This is a genomic window from Mesorhizobium sp. WSM4935, assembly GCF_029625735.1.
In the GTDB taxonomy this organism is placed as follows: Bacteria; Pseudomonadota; Alphaproteobacteria; order Rhizobiales; family Rhizobiaceae; genus Mesorhizobium.
On sequence record NZ_JARTVR010000015.1, the window covers coordinates 98,378 to 117,447 of the forward strand.

Here is a 19,070-nt window from a genome sequence, read left to right on the forward strand (position 1 = left end):
AATCGGTGACGGGCGGGACGACAGGTTTCGTCCGAAGCGAACCGTCAACTTAGGCAAGATGACCGGGCCGTGCAAATGCCAAAGCTTCCCTTCCCCTTGTGGTGAGAAGGGAAAGACGACACTACTGCTTCAGCACATCAGCCCATTCCGGGTGGCGGCGGAACTGGGCGTTGGCGAAGGGGCAGAGCGGGATGATTTTCTTGCCGGCGGCGCGCGCATCCTCGACCGCGCGGGTGACGAGCCGAAGCCCGGCGCCCTGGCCGCGAAAGACGTCCGGCACCTCGGTATGGTCGATGATCAGCTGGTGCTCGCCGATCTTGGTGAAGGTCATCTCGGCCTCGGCGCCGCCAGGGCCACGCAGCACATAGCGCCCCTTGGAACCGTGGTCCTCCAGTTCGATCTCGGGCAGTTGGTCAGCCATTTTGTTCGCCTCCTTCGGCAACGGGCGCCGGCGCGAAAAGCCGCCGCACCGCTTCATTTTCGTTCGGCCGAACCTCATGCCCGCCGTCATGCCATTCCACTGTGACATCGGCGCCGTCGGCGCGCAAATAGGCCTCGAGCCGCGATGTCAAATTGGGCGGACAGATCGGATCGTGCCTGCCGGCCGTGATCAGGATGCGGCGGCCGGCAAGGCTGCCCTGGACATTGGGTTCGAACGGGATCAGTGGATGCATCAACGCCGTGGCGTCGAACAGGCCGGGCTCGGCAAACACGACCGAAGCCAGGATGTTGGCGCCGTTGGAGTAGCCGAGGCCGAACACCGCCGAAGGTTTCGCCGCTTCGACATGGGCCTTGGCGAATCCCGCCATCTTCGATGTCGCGCGCGCCAGGTCGTCCATGTCGTAGACGCCCTCGCCGGTGCGGCGGAAGAAGCGCGGGGCACCGTGCTCCGACACATCGCCGCGCGGCGAAACGACCGTCGCGCCGGGCAATAACTCACGGCCGAAACCGAGAAGCTGGTTCTCGTCCGCGCCGGTGCCGTGGAAGACGAAGAGCAGTGGGCCGCCCGGCGAACCGGGCAGCACCTTGTGGATGTAAGCGTCCTTGCTCATGGCTCAGTCTTCCAGCTTCTGCAGGTGCTCTTCGAGGTAAGGCCTCAGATGCTGATGCTGCGTCGGCAGCTTCAGTGCCTCGCCGAGGTGCGCGGTATCCTCGTCGCGGTTGAAGCCTGGCTCGTTGGTGGCCACCTCGAACAGCACGCCGCCCGGCGTGCGGAAATAGATCGCCCAGAAATAGTCGCGGTCGATGACCGGCGTCACGCCATAGCCCGTGTCGACCAGCGCCTTGCGCACTTCGAGCTGCTTGGCGCGATCCTCGACCGCGAAGGCGACATGGTGCACCGAGCCGGCGCCGAGATTGGCGAAGCCGGCAGTGGGCAGCGATTCGATGTCGACGACATCGGCGCCATTGCCGTTCTTGATCGCCAGCCGGCGGATATTGCCGGACTTGTCGACCTCCTCATAGCCCATGAACTTCAGCAGTTCCTCGGTGGCGCCGCCATCCTTCAGCCGCAGCGAGACCGAGTGAAAGCCGCGGATCGCCTCGTCCGCGGGAACGCCGCCCTTGACCCAGGGCGCTCTGCTGTCGGCCTTGTCCTCGACAAGGGCAAAACTGTCGCCGTCCGGGCCGGTAAAGGTGAGCCGCTTTTCGCCGAAGCTTTCGGTGCGGGCAACATTGCCCACGCCTTCGTCGGCGAAGCGCTTTTCCCAATAGGCCAGCGTGCCTTCCGGTACCGAGAACACCGTCGTGCCGACCTCGCCGACGCCGTGTCTGCCCTTGGCGATATCGGGGAACGGGAAATAGGTCATCACCGAACCCGGCGTGCCGACCTCGTCTGCATAATAGAGATGATAGACGTCCGGCGCGTCGAAATTGACGGTCTTCTTGACCCGGCGCAGGCCGAGCTTCTTCGTGAAGAACTCATTGTTGTGGCGTGCGTCGCTCGCCATCGAGGTGACGTGATGCAGCCCCTGGATCTGATTGAGCATGAGCGTGCTCCTTCCCTTGTTCTTGTGCGGCCCTCGCCGCTGTCCACGCCAATATGAAGATGGGCGAGCCGACGGCAAAGCGGGCAAACACAGAATGGACTGTGTCATAAAAGTGAACGGCCGTTCGAAATATGTTCACCAGACCATCACCGACATAGGCTTGCAATGCCGGTGATTTCCATTCCATCTGAGCGCTTCCACAAGGGAGACGATCTTGGACAATCCGATGAGCCGCCCGAATGTTCTCCTCATCACCTGCGACCAATGGCGTGGCGATTGCCTGTCGGCCGCCGGCCATCCGGTGGTGAAGACGCCGAATGTGGACGCGCTCGCCGCAGAAGGTGTGCTTTTCCGCCGCCACTATGGCGGGGCCGCACCTTGTTCTCCTGCTCGCGCCTGCCTCTATACCGGGCTCTATCAGATGAACAATCGCGTCTGCCGCAACGGCACGCCGCTCGATGTGCGCCACGGCAATATCGCGCTTTCTGCGCGCGCGGCGGGCTACGACCCGACCCTGTTCGGCTATACCGATGTCTCGCTCGACCCGCGCCGGCTTGCGGCTGGAGATCCTAGCCTGCGCAGCTATGAGGGCGTGCTGCCGGGCTTCACCGTGCGCCAGGCCCTGCCCGAGCATCAGAAGCAGTGGCTGTCATGGCTGCGGGCACAAGGCGTCGACACGGGCGCCGGAAGTCCCGGCATCCACCGTCCGGCCAGCGGCCAGGACCAAGGCGGCGTGACGAATGCGCCGCCGGTCTACTCCAAGGACCAGACCCCGAGCGCTTTCCTCGCCGGCGAATTTATTCGCTGGCTTGGCGAGCAGGAGGAGGGCGCGCCATGGTTCGCGCATATTTCCTTCATCAGCCCCCACCCACCCTTCATCGTGCCCGAACCCTACAACAGCATGTACGATCCGGCTGCAGGTCCCGCCTTCAGGCGCGCGGCAAATCCGCAAGCCGAAGCCGGAAGCCATCCCTATCTCGCCTACGATCTCGCCGGTCAGAAGCGGACGAAATTCGTCCCCGGCATCGAGGGCAAGGTGGCGGAGTGGAGCGAGGAGAACTTCCGCCGCATCCGCGCGATCTATTACGGCATGATCTCCGAGGTCGACGCCCAGCTCGGCCGCGTCTGGCAAGCGATCAAGTCGGCGGGCGCCTGGAAGGACACCATCATCGTGCTGACCTCCGATCACGCCGAGATGATGGGCGATCATTTCATGCTCGGCAAAGGCGGCTTCTTCGACGCCAGCTACCACATTCCGCTGATCATCCGCGATCCGCGGCGGAAAGCGACAGCCGGCCTATCCGTCGATCGCTTCACCGAGGCCGTCGATATCTTCCCGACCTTGCTCGACCTGATCGGCGCAGCGCCGCAGCTCCATCTCGACGGCCGCTCGCTCGCGCCCTGGATCGACCGCAAGGAGCCGGAGAGCTGGCGCGATGCCGCGCATTGGGAGTTCGATTTCCGCACGGTCGCCGAAGGCGAGGCCGAACGCCATTTCGGTATCGAATCGCGCGCCTGCAACCTTGCGGCCATCCGCACGGCGGACTTCAAATATGTCCATTTTGGCGGCGGCCTGCCGCCGCTTCTGTTCCACCTGTCGAAAGACCCCGGAGAGCTGAACAACGTGGCAAACGATCCGGCCTATCTGCCGGTACGGCTGGAGCTCGCGGAAAAGATGCTCGCCTGGCGCGCCGCTCACCTCGACCAGTCTCTGGCCTTGGCGGAGCTGACGGAAGATGGCGTGGTCGGGTACGTGAGTAGGCAGTAGGCAGTAGGCAGTAGGCAGTAGGCAGTAGGCAGTAGGCAGTAGGCAGTAGGCAGTAGGCAGTAGGCAGTAGAATATCCCCGACGCCTTGTGGTTTGCCAACTCCTCTTTCGCCTACTGCCTACTGCCTACTCATTACTTTACTTCAACATCATCCGCTGCTGGTCGCGGTTGGCGGCATAGCTGCTCTTGTCATATGCCGTCTGCGCCTGCAGCTGTTCCTTGGTGAAGTTGGTGTAGAGATATTTCTTACCATTCTTGTCGGTCATGAATTTGAGCTTGTCCATGCCGATCGCCACTTCCTTGGCGCCGATGCCGAGGAAGCCGCCGACATCGACGATGACCGCGTCGGGCTTGTTGTCCGGCGTCAGCACGACGTCGCCGATCGAACCGATCTCGGCATCGTTGGCGCCATAAACCGTCGTGCCCTTGAGGTCGTCGACGCGCATGTTGCCCATCGGCATCTCGGTCAGCGTCGACTTGTCGATCGAGGCTGTCTTGGTCGTATCGGTGGCGGCTGTGCCGGTATCGGCCGGCTTGTTCTCAGCCGTCGTATTTGCAGCCGGCGCCGCAGGCTTGTTCTCGGCCGTCGTCTGGGCCGGCTGAGCTGGTTTGGCCTCCTTATCGGCCGTGGTATCGGACGAGGCCACGGCGGGAGTGGTCGTCGCCGGAGCATTGTTCGAAGCCGCGGTGGCTGCGGCCGGCGCCGGATCGTAAGCCTTGCGGTTGAAGTCCGGCTGGGCCTGCAGCTCTTCCTTCGTCGTTTCGGCGATCAACCAGCGATCGCCATTCTTTTCTGCCCATTTGGCCTTGGCGAAGTCGAAGGTAACATTCTTCTCGCCAATGCCGAGGAAGCCTCCGACGCCGATCACGAGGGATTCAGCCTTGCCGTCCTTGGCAAGAACGATGTCGTTGACGTCGCCGATCTTTTGGGCGTCGTCGGCGGTGCCGTTATAGACCGACTCGCCCATGATGTTGGTGGCGAGATTGCCTTCGGCCTTCTTAACCGGCTGGGCCGGCTGCGCGGGCGCCTGCGCCGTTCCGGTGTCGGTGGTCGCAGGCTGCGTGGCATCGGTCGTTTGCGCCGGGGCCGGATCATAGGCCTTGCGATCGAAGGCCGCCTGCGCGTTCAGCTCGTCTTTGGTCGTCTTCGCTACGAGCCAGCGGTCGCCGTTCTTCTCGGCCCATTCCAGCTTGCTGTAGTCAAAAGCGACGTCCTTCTTGCCGACGCCTAGGAACCCGCCAACCCCGATAATGGCGGATTTGGCATTGCCGCTGGAATCGAAGACCACATCATCGACTTTGCCGATATCCTGGGCGTCGTCGCCGGTGCCATTATAGACGGATTCGCCTATGATGTTGGTCATCAGCGCGCCTTCGGCGCGCGGAACCGGAGCTGTGCTTTCGGCTGCCGGGGCCGGTTGGGCCGGGGCGGGCGTCGTCTGTGCCAAAGCCCCGGTCGCGAGCAGCGTCGCGATCGCGGTGGTCGCAAAAAGAGTGCGGATCATCATAGTCTCTCCTCGTGCCTGATTTGTGCATGCCGCATGTCGACCAGCCGCCGAACGGCGGGTCTGGAGCGGCAGTGTCGACATGGTCACAACGTTGTGACCGGGGTGTTGTTCCAACCACACCACGTTCGCGCTCGCCGGGGCCTAAGCTCGCGGCGGAACCTTTTGCGGCCGCATCTCGTTTCAGCCTGCGGCTGAGGGGTCTGCCCGGCTCAAAGTGACCTGAGGCTAATGCGGAGTGGTGTATGCGGTTTGCTGCGGTGCTGAACCAGGACGGCGGCACGCTCCGCACCATCGACATTGAAGCATTCTCCGAAGAGCTGCGTCGGATACTCGAAGCAGCGGGGCATTCGGTCGAGCTCGACATCGTCGCCGGCTGCGACCTCGCCGAGGCCCTGGAAAAGGCAATCGCCAGGCACGATATCGATGTCGTCCTTGCCGGAGGCGGCGACGGCACGATTTCCACCGCGGCGTCCCTTCTCATGAATAAGAAGAAGGCCCTAGCCATCCTGCCAGCTGGCACGATGAACCTCTTCGCGCGCGGGCTGGGTATTCCGCAGACTTTGGAAGGGGCGTTGCGATCCTTTGCCGATGGCGAGGTGATCGCCGTCGATATGGCCAGCGCCAACGGCCAGCCTTTCGTGCATCAGTTCTCTGTCGGCATGCATGCCAAGATGGTTCAGTTGCGCGAAAAAATGGATTTCGGCTCGCGCCTTGGCAAGATGCAAGCCTCCGTGCGCGCCGCATGGGAGGCGATCAAGAACCCGCCGGCGCTCAAAGTGAGCCTGAGCGTCGGCAAGGCGGAGATCGTCACCCGCACGACCGGCATCGGCATTTCCAACAACCTGTTCGGCGAAGGCCACCTGCCCTATGCCGACAATCCGGCCGGCGGCGTGCTGGGCATCTATGTCAGCGTCGCGCGCCGTCGTCATCATCTGGCAAAGCTTTTGCTGGACATGCTGCGCGGCAGATGGCGCCAGAGCGCGCATGTCGAGGTGCATCAGGCTGCCAGGGCGGTGCTGAAAATCCACTCTCCGATCAAAAAGGTCCGCGCCGTCATGGACGGCGAGTTGATCCAGGTGGCGCGTGAGACAACGATCCAAATTCACCCCGGCGCTCTGAACGTCCTAGTTCCGTCGCGCGGCGTCAGCGCAAAGGCGGCTTGAACGGAAAGCGCTTCTTCAGGGTTGCGAGGTCGGTTGGGCGGGAGCGGGACCCTGCTCGGTGCCGGGCGGCTGCGGTACATGCTGCGCGCCAGAATCCGGCGACTTTATCAATTCCCCGTAAATCTCCACCGCACCCCACGCAATGAACACCAGCAACAGGCCGGCGATGAGTATCCTCAAAGCGTGCCAGCCCCAATGTCCCTGACGGGCTTTGTCTTCAGGAACGGTCTTGGTCATGATTGGCCTCCATGTTACGCGGCGGCGGGCATTTCAGGCACGGCACCGTCGGGTAACGGGTCCTTTGCGTGAAGGTTCCCGACCGCGTGGCATCGCTTTTCGCGATCATTGGCCGAATGAGGCCAGAGCATGCGTTTGAAGCTGGCGAGCAGACCGTCAAGGCAGATGCTGAAAGCGGACACCGGCCTGTCGACAGGCCTAATGCATGTCTTCCGGGTCCGATTCGCGCGGCTTGGGCTTGGCGTTCTCGCGATAGATGGCATAGGCGACGACCGCCAGGGCCGGAGCGATGACGGCTCCCAATCCGCCCTTGCTCTTGGCCAGCGCCGGAAGCAAGGCAAGTGCCGCGGTGACGCCCAGCGCGGTCATGTCGGCCTGCCGCCGCCGCGCGCGCCGCCTGCTGCGCATGTTCTTGGTCAGCTTATGAACGACAAGGATGAGCCCGGCAATCACCAGGAACCCTATGCCGAAGCCGAGGCTGGTCGCCAGCGGTCCATAGCGCGCCGCCAGCCAGATATAGACGGCGCCGATGAGAAAGCCGACACCGCACAGCGCAAAAATGGCGGCAAGTCCGTAAAGGATTGCCGTCATCCGCGCTCTTTGCAAAGCGGCCATTGCCTCGCCCGAGGCAAGGGCCGAGATCAGCGAGACAAGCGCCCCCATCTGAGGCTAGCGGCGGGAAAGCAGGGCGAAGAGAAAGCCGACACCCGCTGCGACCGCCAGCGATGTCACCGGCTTCTCGCGTACTTTGGCGATCAACTGCGCTTCGATGTCCTCGGCGCTGCCCCGCACGCTCTCTAAGGCAGCTTCGCCTTGCGCGCGCAATTGTTCGACGCTGTCCGCGGCAACGCGACGGGCCGCGCCATAACCGTGTTGACCGGTCTTGGCGAGTTGCTCCGTCAGATTCCGGATATCCGCTTTCAGCTGCTCGATATCAGCTTCCAGGTCGGCGGTGGTCGCTTGATCGGTTGCGGATTTGCCTGCGCCGGTTGCCATCTCTAACTCCTTGCGTTTGCTTGGATTTCAACGTTCGTTCTGCGTCAAAGTTCCCGATCCAATGGCTCGAGGCGGCCTAGATCAGCGGCCTGCACTCCTCGCCCAGCCCCTCCCAGCGGGCAAGCTTCTTCAGTCCGTCATAGTCGATCACTTCGCAGCCACCGTCTCGCCACATGACGAGCTTGCGGTCCATCAGCTTGCGGATGGTCTTGTTGGTATGGACAAGCGAAAGACCGAGCGTGTCGGCGATGTGCTGTTGCGTGATCGGAATCCCCACCGATGTCTTGCCGTTCAGTCCGGCGGCGCGCGCACGACTGGCGATGAAGGCGATGAGGTAGGCCGCCCGTTCAAGCGCGGTGCGGCGACCGATGCTGAGCAGGTTCTCATCCAGCATGCGTTCCTCGCGCGACGCGATCCAGGTGATGTCATAGGCAAGGCCAGGATGGTTACGATAGAGTTCCTGCAGCTGTTCGCGCTCGAAGAGGCACAGCAGCATCGGTGACAAGGCTTCGACGGAATGCTGCATCTCGCCCATCAGGCTTCCCTGCAGGCCGATGAGATCGCCAGGCATGGAGTAATTGAGGATCTGCCGGCGTCCGTCGGGCAAGAGCTTGTAACGGAACGCCCAGCCCGACAGAATGGTGTAGAGATGCGCGCTGTGGCTGCCTTCCACCAGAACTGTCGCCCCCTTGTCGACCGCGAGTTCTCCGCGCTTGAAAGCGCTTACGAACGCCAGCTCCTGCTTTTCAAATGCGCGAAAGGCAGGCAATGGCCGCAATGGGCACGCTTCGCAAGGATATTGGCGACTCGCACCCGGATGTGCGACTAGACCGGACATTTCGACCCCTCTTCGAAACCCTGCCCATACAGGCGCAAAGAAACGCTCGAGACCGTCAAGGGTTCCGCGAGGCTAAGGCCCCTGTCTTTTTAGCCACGTCTTTTTTAAATGACATGGCGATGAATTCCGCGCATGAGTGCGGCCCTGCCGAGGAGACACCGATAAGTGCCAGAACTGCTTGACGGACTGCGTATCCTCGTCCTGGAAGACGAGTTCCTGATCGCGATGGACGTCGAGCAGCTTTGCCGCGACCACGGCGCGGCGGATGTGACGATCGTGCGCGAGCTCGGCGAGATCGATGGAGAGGCGCTGCCCGCGCGCTTCGACGCGGCGGTGGTCGACCTGATGCTCGGCGACGTTTCGACCCTGGATTTCGCCGCCCGTCTGCGCCGCGAGGGCATACCCTTCGTATTTGCCTCCGGCTATTCGGATTCGGACGAGGTCAAGGACGCGTTCCCGGACATCCAGCTGGTCACCAAGCCCTACTCGGGCGATGATCTGATCGAAGCCGTGGCCATGGCCTGTGGCCGCGCAAAGGGGGCCTGACGCCATCCTTGCAATCGGCAAGGCAAGGGTCGGCTCAAGCCGCGTTCGAACCTGTGACCTGCGCCGAGATCGCGTCGGGCCCGAACTCGTCCTCTCCTGAAATCTTGAGGATCTCCTGCAGCCTGGCGCGCGCCCGGCTGACGCGGCTCTTGATCGTGCCGACCGCGCAGCCGCAGATCTCGGCGGCTTCTTCATAGGAGAAGCCTGAAGCGCCGATCAGGATGATGGCTTCGCGCTGGTCCTCGGGCAGTTGCTCGAGCGCGCCGCGGAAATCCTTGAGGTCGAGCTGGCCGTGCTGGGCGGGATGGACGGCAAGCCGGGCGGTCATGATGCCGTCGCTGTCCTGCACTTCGCGGCCGCGCTTGCGCATCTGCGAATAGAATTCGTTGCGCAGAATGGTGAACAGCCATGCCTTGAGATTGGTGCCCGGCTGGAAGCTTTCATGCTTGTCCCACGCCTTGACCAGCGTTTCCTGGACGAGGTCGTCGGCTCGGTCGGCATTCTGCGTCAGCGACACGGCGAAAGCGCGCAGACTCGGGATGGCGCCGAGCAGCTCGGTCTTGAAGCTCTGGGATACCGCCGCCATGCCTCAGTCCTTTTTCTGGGCGGGTTCGGCCTGTTCCAGCTGGCTGAGCAACTGAGCGAAGCGGTCCGGCACCTGGTCCGAGACCAGCTCGTCATAATACTGCTTGAGCTTGCGCGCGATTTCCGAGTTTGCCCCCAACGGATTGCCGTCCCCGTTCCGATGCCTGCTTGCGGCATCGGCCATCTGCTTTTTTGACATTTCTTTCATAATAGCCCTAATTTCCAGCACCCGAGCCGCTCTTCGACTGCAAACCACAACGCAAGCGGAACCCTCGTCTGGTTGCCCATCCCGAACCCCCGAAACGCTTGCTTCCTAATTTAGTTCCACGGTTGGCGGAACTTTTTCCGGAAGCCGGCGTTTGACGTCGCGGGGCTTGCAATCAGTGTGGCCTTGAACCTCCAACGTCATCTGAGGGAGACGTCAATAATGAGTTTGTCAGCTACCATCGCTCCGCATCTCCCGTTCCTGCGCCGCTTCTCGCGGGCGGTATCGGGATCGCAGGAGAGCGGTGACGCGCTGGTCGCCGCGATGCTGGAAGCCATCATCGCCGACACCGATATCTTCCCTGAAGCCTCGAGCGACCGCATCGCGCTCTACAAGGTTTTCGCCAGATTGTTCACCTCGGTAGCCATCCGCGTGCCGCAGGAACAGGCACAGACCGCCTGGGAGCAGCGGGCCGCGGCCAATCTGAATGCGCTCGCCCCCCGTCCCCGGCAGGCTTTTCTTCTGGTTGCCGTCGAGGGCTTCAGCGAGGATGAGGCAGCGGAGATCCTCGATGTCGACGAGGAAGAGTTCTCGGAGTTGCTTGCCCAGGCGAGCAACGAGATTTCCCGCCAGGTGGCGACCGACGTGCTGATCATCGAGGATGAGCCTCTGATCGCCATGGATATCGAGGAGATGGTCGAAAGTCTCGGCCACCGCGTGGTGGGTACGGCGCGCACGCATGCCGAGGCCGTGGCCCTGTTCGGCAAGACGCGGCCGAAAATGGTCTTGGCCGACATCCAGCTCGCCGACGGCAGCTCGGGCATCGAAGCCGTCAACGAAATTTTATCCTCGACGCCGGTGCCGGTGATCTTCATCACCGCCTTCCCGGAACGGCTGCTGACCGGCGAGCGACCGGAGCCGGCCTTTCTGGTCACAAAGCCCTTCAATCCCGACATGGTCAAGGCTTTGATCAGCCAGGCCCTGTTCTTCGACCGCCAGGCCAAAGCCGCCGCCTGAACCGGCGGGACCCAATCTCTTGGAGCGCCACGCGAGTTTTTTTGCCACGCGTGACGACTGCCTGTTTCCGATTTGAAAAGCCTTCCAGGGGGATCGTCTTTTTCGGCAAATGGTGGAACAAACCACACCGAGCCACGTTCTTTCCCCGACAGAAGAAGGAGACGCATCATGCTGTACTGGGCGCTCGTATTTCTCGTAGTTGCGATCATCGCCGGCGCGCTTGGGTTCGGCGGCATCGCCGGTACATCGGCGGGCATCGCGCAGATTCTGTTCTTTGTCTTTCTCGCCTTCCTGGTGATTTCGCTCATCGCCGGTCTCATTAGGAGAGCCTGACGCAACACTGGAAGCCGCACCCCTCAAACGGTTTCCAGCCCCCGCCGGACGGCGCCTCGAAAGAGCACCGTCCGGCGGACCGTTTTTTGGAGAGCCCTGCGGTTGCGGTAACTCGCGGAACCACTTGCAAATTGATCCGTTCAAAGACCGAGCGCGGGATAATTTCCGATGCCTTCCGAGGGTCCCACGAAAGACAGGGGTAAAAAGCAGAACGGCGAAGTGATCGCGATGCATCCCTCGGAAAGCGGGATGCAGTTGGGGCGGGCTTTGCTTCATGCCCTCCACAATGCCGGGATCTCGGTTCTCTACCAGGACCGGCAGATGAAGACGGTCTGGGCGCGTAACATGAGCGCGCCCTGGGCGTCCGAAACGGCCGACGGAAAGGATTTGCTTTCGCCCGCGCAGGCCGAGCGAATAGAAGCCGCCAAACTCAGGGTGATCGAATCCGGCAACGCGGATCAGCTCGAGCTCAGCATTCCGGGAAGCCAGGGCGTCCGGTGGTTCCAGCTTTGGATCGACGCCGACCGCGGGGAAGCCGGCGACGTCCTCGGCGTCGTCACGACGATGGTGGAGACGACGGAGCAGAAACGCCGCGAGCAGACGCTGAAGGCATTGCTGCGCGAAGTCAGTCATCGATCGAAAAATCTCCTGGCCATCATCCAGAGCATCGCCACGCAGACGGGGCGCTATACGGAGACGCTTGGCGACTTCCTGGCGCGGTTCCGCGGCCGGCTGCAATCGCTTGCTTCCTCGCAGGATCTGGTCACATCCTCCAACTGGCGCGGAGCCGCGCTGCGGGAGCTCGTGTCCGGCCAGGTCGGCCGCTACAGCGGTGATCTGGCCAAAAGCCTGCGGTTCACAGGCGAAAATCCTTATCTCAATCCCAACGCCGCCCTGCATATCGGCCTGGCGATTCATGAGCTGGCTGTGAATTCGGTGAGCTACGGCGCATTGTCCCGGCCGGACGGCCATGTCGAAGTGCGCGCCAGGCTTGATCCCGAAAACGGAACCCCGCCCAACCTTTTGCTGACCTGGACCGAGGCGATCGGCGACGCGACGCGCAATGAGAAGCGCTTCGGCAGCGTGGCGCTGGAACGCGTCGTGCCGATGTCGCTGAATGGCTCCGCGACCCTGGAAATCGGCAAAGACCGCATGGAATACCGCCTCACCGTCCCGCATGGGAATTTCGAGACGGATTGATCGTGCCGCCGATGGCGCGAGAGCAAGTCCAGGAAAAGTGCGTAGTGGTTTCCGTGTGAATTACGGCAAAACGGAGCCTTGCCGGCAATGGTCTTTAACCGGCTGTTCACCATAAAGTCCGATCCTGTGCTCCCGGCTAGATGCGCCGGACCCATCCGCGCCCCACCGCGACCTGGGAGACTGACAACACGATGATCGCCGACATGAACAGGCTGGAGCAGGCCGCCCGCGTCTCGATGAGCGGCTTCCAGGATGCCGAGCCGCCGCCGGTGCCGCGATCGTCGCATCTTCCGCTCCGCCTGAGCGCGATCGCGCTTCTGGCCGCCATGGCGTTGACCGCAGCCTGGCAATTGTTCTGACCCGTGCGGGATCAAGTAAAACTTTGCAGCGTCGCCTGTAATCCGTTCGACGCTCCGGGCCCGGAACTTTCGTTCGCCGACAATCGTTGTCTGCGGCGAGAGGTTTGGAGCCATGGAACACATCGCCGCACTGCTTTTCGTCGTCGGCTGTTCGAGCACGATGACCGATTGCCGAGAACTCGAAGTGCCCGTCAGCGTCTTCGAGACCGCGCAGGCCTGCATCGCCGAAAGGCCATTCGCCCTCGGCGACCTGCTGGGCAAGGCCCCTCATATTGTCGGCGAATGCCTCACTGTCGATCCGGCGCTGGAGGACGACTACGACCAGATCGCCTGGAACGTGCGGCCCGACGGCACGCTCGTCGCATCCCTGGAGGTTTCCGGCATGCTCGTCGCCTCGAACGGTGAGCGTTCCGAAAAAGACTACGTTAGGCAACAGTGAAATCGGGCAGAGCAAAGCATGTTTTTTCATGCTAGACGGCTGCTGGCACTGCCGAAAGTGAGGACAAAAGTGAGGAGCAATTTATGCGGAAGATGATCATTGCCATGGTTGCCGTGGTCGCCGTCAGCGGCTGCACCACGACCGAGCAGGACGTCGTCGGCGGCGGCCTGATCGGCGCCGGTGTGGGCGGCCTGGTCGGCGGCGGCAAGGGTGCGCTGATCGGCGCGGCCGTCGGCGCCGGGTCGGGCCTCCTGGTTCGCAACCTGCGCAACGGCTATTGCCAGTATCGCGATCATCGCGGCCGGATCTACACGGCTCGCTGCAACTAATTCAGCGCCTGAAAGGACCGGAGGCCGGCTGCCGGCCTCCGGTTCTCTTTGAATTCAAATGGCTGATTCGCCAGCCGAGGACTTTTGGCCCGCTCACCCGGCCAGCGGAATCCTGATTTCCACCTTCAGTCCATCGTCGCGATAGTCGCGCGCGATCGTGCCGCGCAATTCGCGCGTGACATTGAGGTCTATCAGCTTGGTGCCGAAGCCGGTCTTGGCCGGCGCTTCCAGGTTCTTCTGACCCGTTTCGCGCCAGTTCAAGACCAGCGTCCGCTCGCAACCGTGCCCTTCGATGCTCCAGTCGACCTTGAGGGCGCCTACCGAACTGCCGGCTTCGCCATATTTCAGCGCGTTGGTAGCGAGTTCGTGGAAGGTCAGCCCGAGCGCTTGCGTCGTCGTCTCGTCGAGCAGCGCCTCCGGCCCCGACAGCACCCCGTCGGGAAGATCCTTGCCGAACACCTGCCCGAGTTCGGTGCGCAGCAGGTCGCCAAGATCGGCCTTCTGCCAGCGCGAGCGCGTCAGCATGTCCTGCGATGCCGCCATGGCCTGGAGGCGCGCCGAGAACGAAGCAGAGAACTCGTTGACGTCGGAGGCTTGCGAGGCGGTCTGCCGCGCGATCGCCAGCACGCGGGTGATCGAATTCTTGATGCGGTGCTTCATCTCCTGCAGGATCAGGTCCTTTTCCAGCAGGCTCTTTTGGGTCGCCTCGTGCAGCGCCGATTTCGCCTCATAGGCGCGTTCCTGGTAGCGCGCCACCAGCGCGATGGCACCGGCGAGCAGAAGGCCGAACAGCCCGAGCATTACCGGAATGGCGCGCGAGGACGGCGGGTCGAAGGCGCTTGTCGGCCTGAACAGCACGGTCCAGGGCCGGCCCGCGACAACGATATCGCGACGCGCCAGAAGCTTCGCTCCGATGCGTTCTGCCGGCGGCGCTTCCGAACGGAACAGAAGATTGCCGTCCTCGGGCTTGCCGTCATAGACCTCGACATTGACCGGCAGCAGCGGCGAATGGCTGAGCGCGACCTGGAACAGATCCTGCGCGCGGAAGGCAGCGTAGAGAAAACCGGCTGTGGAGGAGCGGCTTGCATTGATCACCTCGGGCGCGGTTTCGACGTTCAGCCGCACGAAAACCAGGAAACCGGTGAAGGTCTGCGCCACACCGGCGCCCTGACCGAGTTGGACGATGCCGCTCGCATGCTGCTGGTCGTCGGCCATGGCCTTTTCGATCGCCGCGCGCCGTACCGGCTCAGTGAACATGTCGAAGCCGATGATCGACTGGTTGGACGTATCGAGCGGCTCGAACAGCACGATCGGCGTGCGCCATTGCTGGGTCGTCGCGGGGTAGATCGGGTGCGCCGACCCGAGGTCGTGCAGGATATCGCGTTCGACCGCCGCCTCATCGCCTGCCTTTGCGAGCCTCAGGAAGCCGATGCCGCGAAGCCCCGCGAAATCGTCGTCGATGTCGAGCGCGCTGAAGAAAGCCTTGAATTCGCCGCGCGTGATATCGCCGTTGCGGGCATCGAACAGCGCCTGCGTCGAGCGCAGCAGCGACAGATTGAGGTCGATGCGGCTCTCGATTCGGTTGAGCGCGTCATCAGCGATACCCTCGAACTTGATCCGAGCCGCCTCCTGCGTCGCGAAATAAGCGAACCCCGCCATCGTCAGGCTGATCAGCGCGACGGCGACAAAGGCGACGATGGGAAAAAGCTTCTTCAAATCAAGGATGCGGCCCGTGGACGGTCGACGATCTTTATGGGCAAGTCTCCGCGCCAACACAATGGCGCGGTCAAATCATCACCCCGGCTGGTCCATCACGCGACCGTCAATTAGCCGGCTATCCATGCGGCTTATGCCGCTATTTTCAGCGCTCCGGGACCAGGAATCGCGCCGGGCGGGCATTTGCCGAGGATGATCATGCCGAGCACCTCGTCCTGGGTGACATCGGTCGTGCGGGCGGTGCCGACCACCTGGCCGTTCTTCATCACGCAGACCCGGTCGGCGAGCTCGAACACGTCGTGGATGTCGTGGCTGATCAGGAAGATGCCGATGCCGTCGGCCTTGAGCTGCTTGACCAGCTCGCCGACTTGCGCCGTCTCCTGCGGGCCGAGCGCCGCCGTCGGCTCGTCCATGATCAGGATGCGGGCGTTGAACAGAATCGCGCGCGCTATCGCCACCGACTGCCGCTGTCCGCCCGACAGCTTGATGACCGGCTCCTTGAAACGCTGGAAGCGCGGATTGAGCCGGCCCATCACCTTGCGCGCCTCGGCTTCCATGGCCGCGTCGTCCAGCGTGCCCCAGCCGGTCATCAGCTCGCGGCCGAGAAAGAGGTTGGCGGCGGCATCGACATTATCGGCCAGCGCCAGCGTCTGGTAGATCGTCTCGATGCCGTATTTCTTGGCGTCGCGCGGGTTGGAGATCGAAGCCTCTTCGCCATTGATGAAGATCTGTCCGCCGTCGCGCTTATAGGCGCCGGACAGGATCTTGATCAGTGTCGACTTGCCGGCGCCATTGTGACCGAGCAGCGCCATCACTTCGCCGGGGAAAAGATTGACGGAGGCATCGTCGACGGCGCGGATGCCGCCGAAGGCGATCGAAATGTTGCGCATGTCGACTAGCGGAACGCCGGCGGGAGCGGTCTTGTCAGCCATGATCATCTTCCTCCCTGCTCAGACGCGCTTGCGATAGAGGGTGTCGAGCCACACCGCGACGACCAGCACGGCGCCCACGACGATGCTCTGCAGCGGCGAGTCCACGCCGAGCAGCACCATGCCGGACTGCAGCGACTGCATCAGAAGCGCGCCGAGCATGGCGCCGAGCACGGTGCCCGAACCGCCGGCGAGCGAAGTGCCGCCGATAACGGCCGCGGCGATGACCAGCAACTCGTCCAGCGTTCCAAGCGCATTGGTGGCCGAATTCTGCCTGGCCGACGAGATCGCCGCCGCGATCGTCGCCAGAACGCCCATGATCATGAACACCTTCATGGTGATCCAGCGCGTGTTGATGCCGGCGAGGTTGGCCGCTTCCGGATTGCCGCCGATGGCGAAGACATAGCGGCCGAAGCGCGTGCGCTTGGTGACGAAGGTCATGATCAGGCCGACTGCGACCGCCATCAGCACCGGAATGGCGATGCCATGCGCGATGAACAGCCCGCCTTCGGGGACGGTGATGTTGTTGGCGGCGGCGTAGCGGTTCACGATGCCGACCGGCCACGGATAGGAGTTGGCGAGCCACACCGCGCCCAGGATGATCGCGCAGGTGACCGTGGCAAGCAGCGTCTCGGCCCAGACCGGGCGCAGGGGGAAGCGGAAGCGCTTGCGCTGCACGCGGCCGTTGAAATGCATGAAGATGACAGCCAGGCAGGCGACGATGCCGACGACCCAGCTCCATTTGGCGCCGATCGAGCCCGCCGGGCCGCCGCCCATCAGCTGGAAGGTAGCGTCGAGCGGCGCAACGGTCTGGCCGCTGGTGACCCACCAGGCAGCGCCTCGCCATACCAGCAGTCCGCCTAGCGTGACGATGAAGGCCGGCACTTCGAGATAGGCAATGATGAAGCCCTGGAAGGCGCCGATGATGAGGCCGAGCGCCAGGCCGATCAGCAATGCCAGCACCCAGATCCACGGGTTGCCGAGCTCGAGCCCGACGAAGCGAACCAGGAAATGCGCCTGGGCAAAGCCCATCACCATGCCGATCACGCCTTCGGCCGATCCGACGGACAGGTCGATGTTGCGCATAACGATGACCAGAACCATGCCGGAGGCCATGATCGCCACGGCCGACGTCTGCACCGACAGGTTCCAGAGATTTCGCGGCGTGAGAAAGGTGCGGCTGTCGAAGTCGAGCGGATTGACGCCAAGCCGCAGGCTGGAGATCACATGCAGCCCGATCCAGATCAGGAGCAGCGCGCCGATCATGCCGAGCATGCGGGTGTCGAGCTCGGTCGCCTTCAGGAACCTGGCGACGGCGCCGAGTTCCGAGGCGCGCGCGGTGTCCGCCGGTTGCATGGACGTCGTGTCGGTCATGATTTCCTCCCGCCGGCTGGCGCGGATGCCTGGCAAGTCTAGAAGCTATCCGCCAGAGGCGGAAACACAAATCTTTTTAGAAAAGGCCGCGGCTTTAAAGCAATTCCGGGAAAGGCGCGTAAGCGGGTTCCGTCCGGGATTGCGGCAGCAAAGAGCTGGAGCGGTTCATTGAACCGCTCCAGCCTGCGGCGCAGGTATGTCGGTCGAAAGTCGGCAAACTCAGTTGCAGACGTTGACGCTGCCGGCGGCCACGCCCGCGCAGACTTCGTCCTTCTTGATCCAGCCGGCGTCGATGACGACGTTGAGATTGTCCTTGGTGATCGCGACCGGCGTCAGGAACAGCGACTTGACGGTGTTGCCGCCAGGCGTCGTGAAGTCCTTGGCGCCCGCGATGTCGCCCATTTTCTTGCCATCGGCGAGCTGCGAGGCGATCTCGGCGGCGTTCTTGCCGAGCTCGCGCGCGTCCTTCCACACCGACACTGTCTGCGTGCCGAGCGCGATGCGGTTGAGCGCCGCGTGGTCGCCGTCCTGGCCGGAGACCGGAACGGTGCCGGCCAACCCTTGAGCCGTCAGCGCAGCGACGACACCGCCGGCGGTGCCGTCATTGGCCGCCACGACCGCGTCGACCTTGTTGTCGTTGGCGGTCAGGAACTGCTCCATGTTCTTCTGCGCGTTGGCCGGCAGCCAGCCGTCGGTATAGGCCTCGCCGACATTCTTAATCTTGCCGCTGTCTATCGCGTCCTTCAGAACTTCCATGGAACCCGAGAACAGGAAGTCGGCGTTCGGATCGGCGCCCGAGCCCTTGATGAAGACGTAGTTGCCTTCGGGTTTCACCTTGAACACCTCGCGGGCCTGCATGCGGCCGACTTCCTTGTTGTCGAAGGTCAGGTAGAACACGTCCTTGTTCTCGATCAGGCGGTCGTAGCCGACGACCGGGATGCCTTCGTCGAGCGCCTTCTGCACCGCCGGGCCGATCGCCGAGGCATCCTGCGCCAGGATGATCAGCGCATTGGCGCCCTGCGAGATCAGGCTTTCGACATCGGTCAGTTGCTTGCCCGGATTGGACTGCGCGTCGGCCGAAATATACTTGTCGCCGGCGGCCTCGATGGCGGCCTTCATAGCCGCTTCGTCGGTCTTCCAGCGCTCTTCCTGGAAATTCGACCACGACACGCCGATCACCTTGTCCTTCGCCTCGGCGACCGACGCCAGCGTCAGCGACATGGCAACGCCCGCCAGGATGGCGGCTGCGAATTTCTTCATGATATCCTCCCTGCGCTCCGTATGGCGCGACCCAGACTGGCCCGAAGGCCGGCACAGAGGCTTTTTTTCGAGCCTCAAAAAAATAGTGGTCCAGTAAAACGACGCTGTCAACCGCGATCTTGATGGGTTTTGATGGGTTCAGGTATTTTTTTCGGCGTCCGCAATAAATAATGACATGGACCCGGGGTTCTGCCACAATCGACAAGCAATCCCAGGAAAAGTACGCAGTGGTTTTCCGCCCGGAATTGCGTCGGAACAAAAAGACAGACGGTTCGCCGTT

Annotated in this window: 23 protein-coding genes; 9 read left to right on the top strand and 14 right to left on the bottom strand. The window is 62.8% G+C overall.

The genetic code is table 11. The features are described 5' to 3' along the window. Nucleotides 1-121 precede the first annotated feature (121 nt). From P9273_RS26460 to P9273_RS26470, 3 genes are read right to left on the bottom strand one after another with little or no spacing between them, the layout of a single operon-like run. On the bottom strand, nucleotides 122-421 hold the full coding sequence (locus P9273_RS26460) for a GNAT family N-acetyltransferase (protein WP_040998912.1): 300 nt from the start codon (nucleotides 419-421) through the stop codon (nucleotides 122-124). Beyond that, nucleotides 414-1,052 (bottom strand): alpha/beta hydrolase, encoded by a 639-nt coding sequence (locus P9273_RS26465; protein ID WP_278051421.1) that lies wholly within the window; start codon nucleotides 1,050-1,052, stop codon nucleotides 414-416. Before P9273_RS26465 ends, P9273_RS26460 begins: the two co-directional genes overlap by 8 nt. 3 nt (nucleotides 1,053-1,055) lie before the next feature. Beyond that, a complete protein-coding gene (locus P9273_RS26470; protein ID WP_278051422.1) occupies nucleotides 1,056-1,988 on the bottom strand; it encodes a VOC family protein in 933 nt (310 codons plus the stop codon). Between the two features lie 226 nt (nucleotides 1,989-2,214). Between P9273_RS26470 and P9273_RS26475 the strand changes: the two genes are divergently transcribed. Beyond that, nucleotides 2,215-3,756 carry an alkaline phosphatase family protein gene (locus P9273_RS26475; protein WP_278051423.1) on the top strand — a complete coding sequence of 514 codons (1,542 nt, stop codon included), beginning with the start codon at nucleotides 2,215-2,217 and terminating at the stop codon, nucleotides 3,754-3,756. Nucleotides 3,757-3,893: 137 nt separating this feature from the next. Here the strand turns inward: P9273_RS26475 and P9273_RS26480 are convergent, their stop codons facing one another. Beyond that, entirely contained in the window at nucleotides 3,894-5,261 is a 1,368-nt protein-coding gene (locus P9273_RS26480; RefSeq protein ID WP_040998913.1) for a PRC-barrel domain-containing protein, read from the bottom strand. A 245-nt stretch (nucleotides 5,262-5,506) separates the two neighbouring features. Between P9273_RS26480 and P9273_RS26485 the strand changes: the two genes are divergently transcribed. Further along, nucleotides 5,507-6,427: a diacylglycerol/lipid kinase family protein gene (locus P9273_RS26485; protein ID WP_278051424.1), complete on the top strand. Its 921-nt coding sequence runs from the start codon at nucleotides 5,507-5,509 to the stop codon at nucleotides 6,425-6,427. Nucleotides 6,428-6,442: 15 nt separating this feature from the next. Here the strand turns inward: P9273_RS26485 and P9273_RS26490 are convergent, their stop codons facing one another. From P9273_RS26490 to P9273_RS26505, 4 genes are all read right to left on the bottom strand, one after another. After that, nucleotides 6,443-6,664, bottom strand: a complete 222-nt coding sequence (locus tag P9273_RS26490) for a hypothetical protein (RefSeq protein WP_040998731.1) — start codon at nucleotides 6,662-6,664, stop codon at nucleotides 6,443-6,445. A 198-nt stretch (nucleotides 6,665-6,862) separates the two neighbouring features. Beyond that, entirely contained in the window at nucleotides 6,863-7,327 is a 465-nt protein-coding gene (locus P9273_RS26495) for a phage holin family protein (RefSeq protein WP_278051425.1), read from the bottom strand. A 6-nt stretch (nucleotides 7,328-7,333) separates the two neighbouring features. After that, the gene (locus P9273_RS26500) at nucleotides 7,334-7,660 is read right to left on the bottom strand and encodes a DUF883 family protein (protein ID WP_278051426.1); all 327 of its coding nucleotides are present in this window, start codon (nucleotides 7,658-7,660) and stop codon (nucleotides 7,334-7,336) included. 76 nt (nucleotides 7,661-7,736) lie between these two features. Further along, complete coding sequence (locus P9273_RS26505) at nucleotides 7,737-8,498, bottom strand: Crp/Fnr family transcriptional regulator (RefSeq protein ID WP_278051427.1); 762 nt, start codon at nucleotides 8,496-8,498, stop codon at nucleotides 7,737-7,739. Between the two features lie 165 nt (nucleotides 8,499-8,663). Between P9273_RS26505 and P9273_RS26510 the strand changes: the two genes are divergently transcribed. Beyond that, on the top strand, nucleotides 8,664-9,044 hold the full coding sequence (locus P9273_RS26510) for a response regulator (RefSeq protein ID WP_040998740.1): 381 nt from the start codon (nucleotides 8,664-8,666) through the stop codon (nucleotides 9,042-9,044). A 34-nt stretch (nucleotides 9,045-9,078) separates the two neighbouring features. Here P9273_RS26510 and P9273_RS26515 read toward each other — a convergent pair whose 3' ends face one another. Together P9273_RS26515 and P9273_RS26520 are read right to left on the bottom strand one after the other, a co-directional pair. Beyond that, nucleotides 9,079-9,630 (bottom strand): RNA polymerase sigma factor, encoded by a 552-nt coding sequence (locus P9273_RS26515; protein ID WP_040985057.1) that lies wholly within the window; start codon nucleotides 9,628-9,630, stop codon nucleotides 9,079-9,081. Between the two features lie 3 nt (nucleotides 9,631-9,633). Then, nucleotides 9,634-9,837: a NepR family anti-sigma factor gene (locus tag P9273_RS26520; RefSeq protein WP_040998743.1), complete on the bottom strand. Its 204-nt coding sequence runs from the start codon at nucleotides 9,835-9,837 to the stop codon at nucleotides 9,634-9,636. Nucleotides 9,838-10,056: 219 nt separating this feature from the next. Between P9273_RS26520 and P9273_RS26525 the strand changes: the two genes are divergently transcribed. The 6 genes from P9273_RS26525 (at nucleotide 10,057) to P9273_RS26550 (ending at nucleotide 13,511) form a co-directional block, all read left to right on the top strand. Continuing rightward, nucleotides 10,057-10,851 (top strand): response regulator, encoded by a 795-nt coding sequence (locus P9273_RS26525; RefSeq protein ID WP_040998744.1) that lies wholly within the window; start codon nucleotides 10,057-10,059, stop codon nucleotides 10,849-10,851. Between the two features lie 168 nt (nucleotides 10,852-11,019). After that, the gene (locus tag P9273_RS26530) at nucleotides 11,020-11,184 is read left to right on the top strand and encodes a DUF1328 domain-containing protein (RefSeq protein ID WP_040998746.1); all 165 of its coding nucleotides are present in this window, start codon (nucleotides 11,020-11,022) and stop codon (nucleotides 11,182-11,184) included. A gap of 168 nt (nucleotides 11,185-11,352) precedes the next feature. Next, complete coding sequence (locus tag P9273_RS26535) at nucleotides 11,353-12,384, top strand: sensor histidine kinase (RefSeq protein ID WP_040998748.1); 1,032 nt, start codon at nucleotides 11,353-11,355, stop codon at nucleotides 12,382-12,384. Between the two features lie 191 nt (nucleotides 12,385-12,575). Continuing rightward, entirely contained in the window at nucleotides 12,576-12,743 is a 168-nt protein-coding gene (locus P9273_RS26540; RefSeq protein WP_278051429.1) for a hypothetical protein, read from the top strand. A 112-nt stretch (nucleotides 12,744-12,855) separates the two neighbouring features. Beyond that, nucleotides 12,856-13,182 carry a hypothetical protein gene (locus P9273_RS26545; protein ID WP_040998749.1) on the top strand — a complete coding sequence of 109 codons (327 nt, stop codon included), beginning with the start codon at nucleotides 12,856-12,858 and terminating at the stop codon, nucleotides 13,180-13,182. 83 nt (nucleotides 13,183-13,265) lie between these two features. Further along, a complete protein-coding gene (locus P9273_RS26550; RefSeq protein ID WP_027166589.1) occupies nucleotides 13,266-13,511 on the top strand; it encodes a YMGG-like glycine zipper-containing protein in 246 nt (81 codons plus the stop codon). Between the two features lie 93 nt (nucleotides 13,512-13,604). Here P9273_RS26550 and P9273_RS26555 read toward each other — a convergent pair whose 3' ends face one another. The 4 genes from P9273_RS26555 to xylF form a co-directional block, all read right to left on the bottom strand. Next, the gene (locus P9273_RS26555) at nucleotides 13,605-15,227 is read right to left on the bottom strand and encodes a CHASE domain-containing protein (RefSeq protein ID WP_278051430.1); all 1,623 of its coding nucleotides are present in this window, start codon (nucleotides 15,225-15,227) and stop codon (nucleotides 13,605-13,607) included. 131 nt (nucleotides 15,228-15,358) lie between these two features. Beyond that, nucleotides 15,359-16,159: an ATP-binding cassette domain-containing protein gene (locus tag P9273_RS26560; RefSeq protein ID WP_278051431.1), complete on the bottom strand. Its 801-nt coding sequence runs from the start codon at nucleotides 16,157-16,159 to the stop codon at nucleotides 15,359-15,361. 18 nt (nucleotides 16,160-16,177) lie between these two features. Next, nucleotides 16,178-17,530 carry a sugar ABC transporter permease gene (locus P9273_RS26565; protein ID WP_278051432.1) on the bottom strand — a complete coding sequence of 451 codons (1,353 nt, stop codon included), beginning with the start codon at nucleotides 17,528-17,530 and terminating at the stop codon, nucleotides 16,178-16,180. A 219-nt stretch (nucleotides 17,531-17,749) separates the two neighbouring features. Further along, nucleotides 17,750-18,790: a D-xylose ABC transporter substrate-binding protein gene (xylF, locus tag P9273_RS26570; RefSeq protein ID WP_278051433.1), complete on the bottom strand. Its 1,041-nt coding sequence runs from the start codon at nucleotides 18,788-18,790 to the stop codon at nucleotides 17,750-17,752. Between the last annotated feature and the right edge of the window lie 280 nt (nucleotides 18,791-19,070).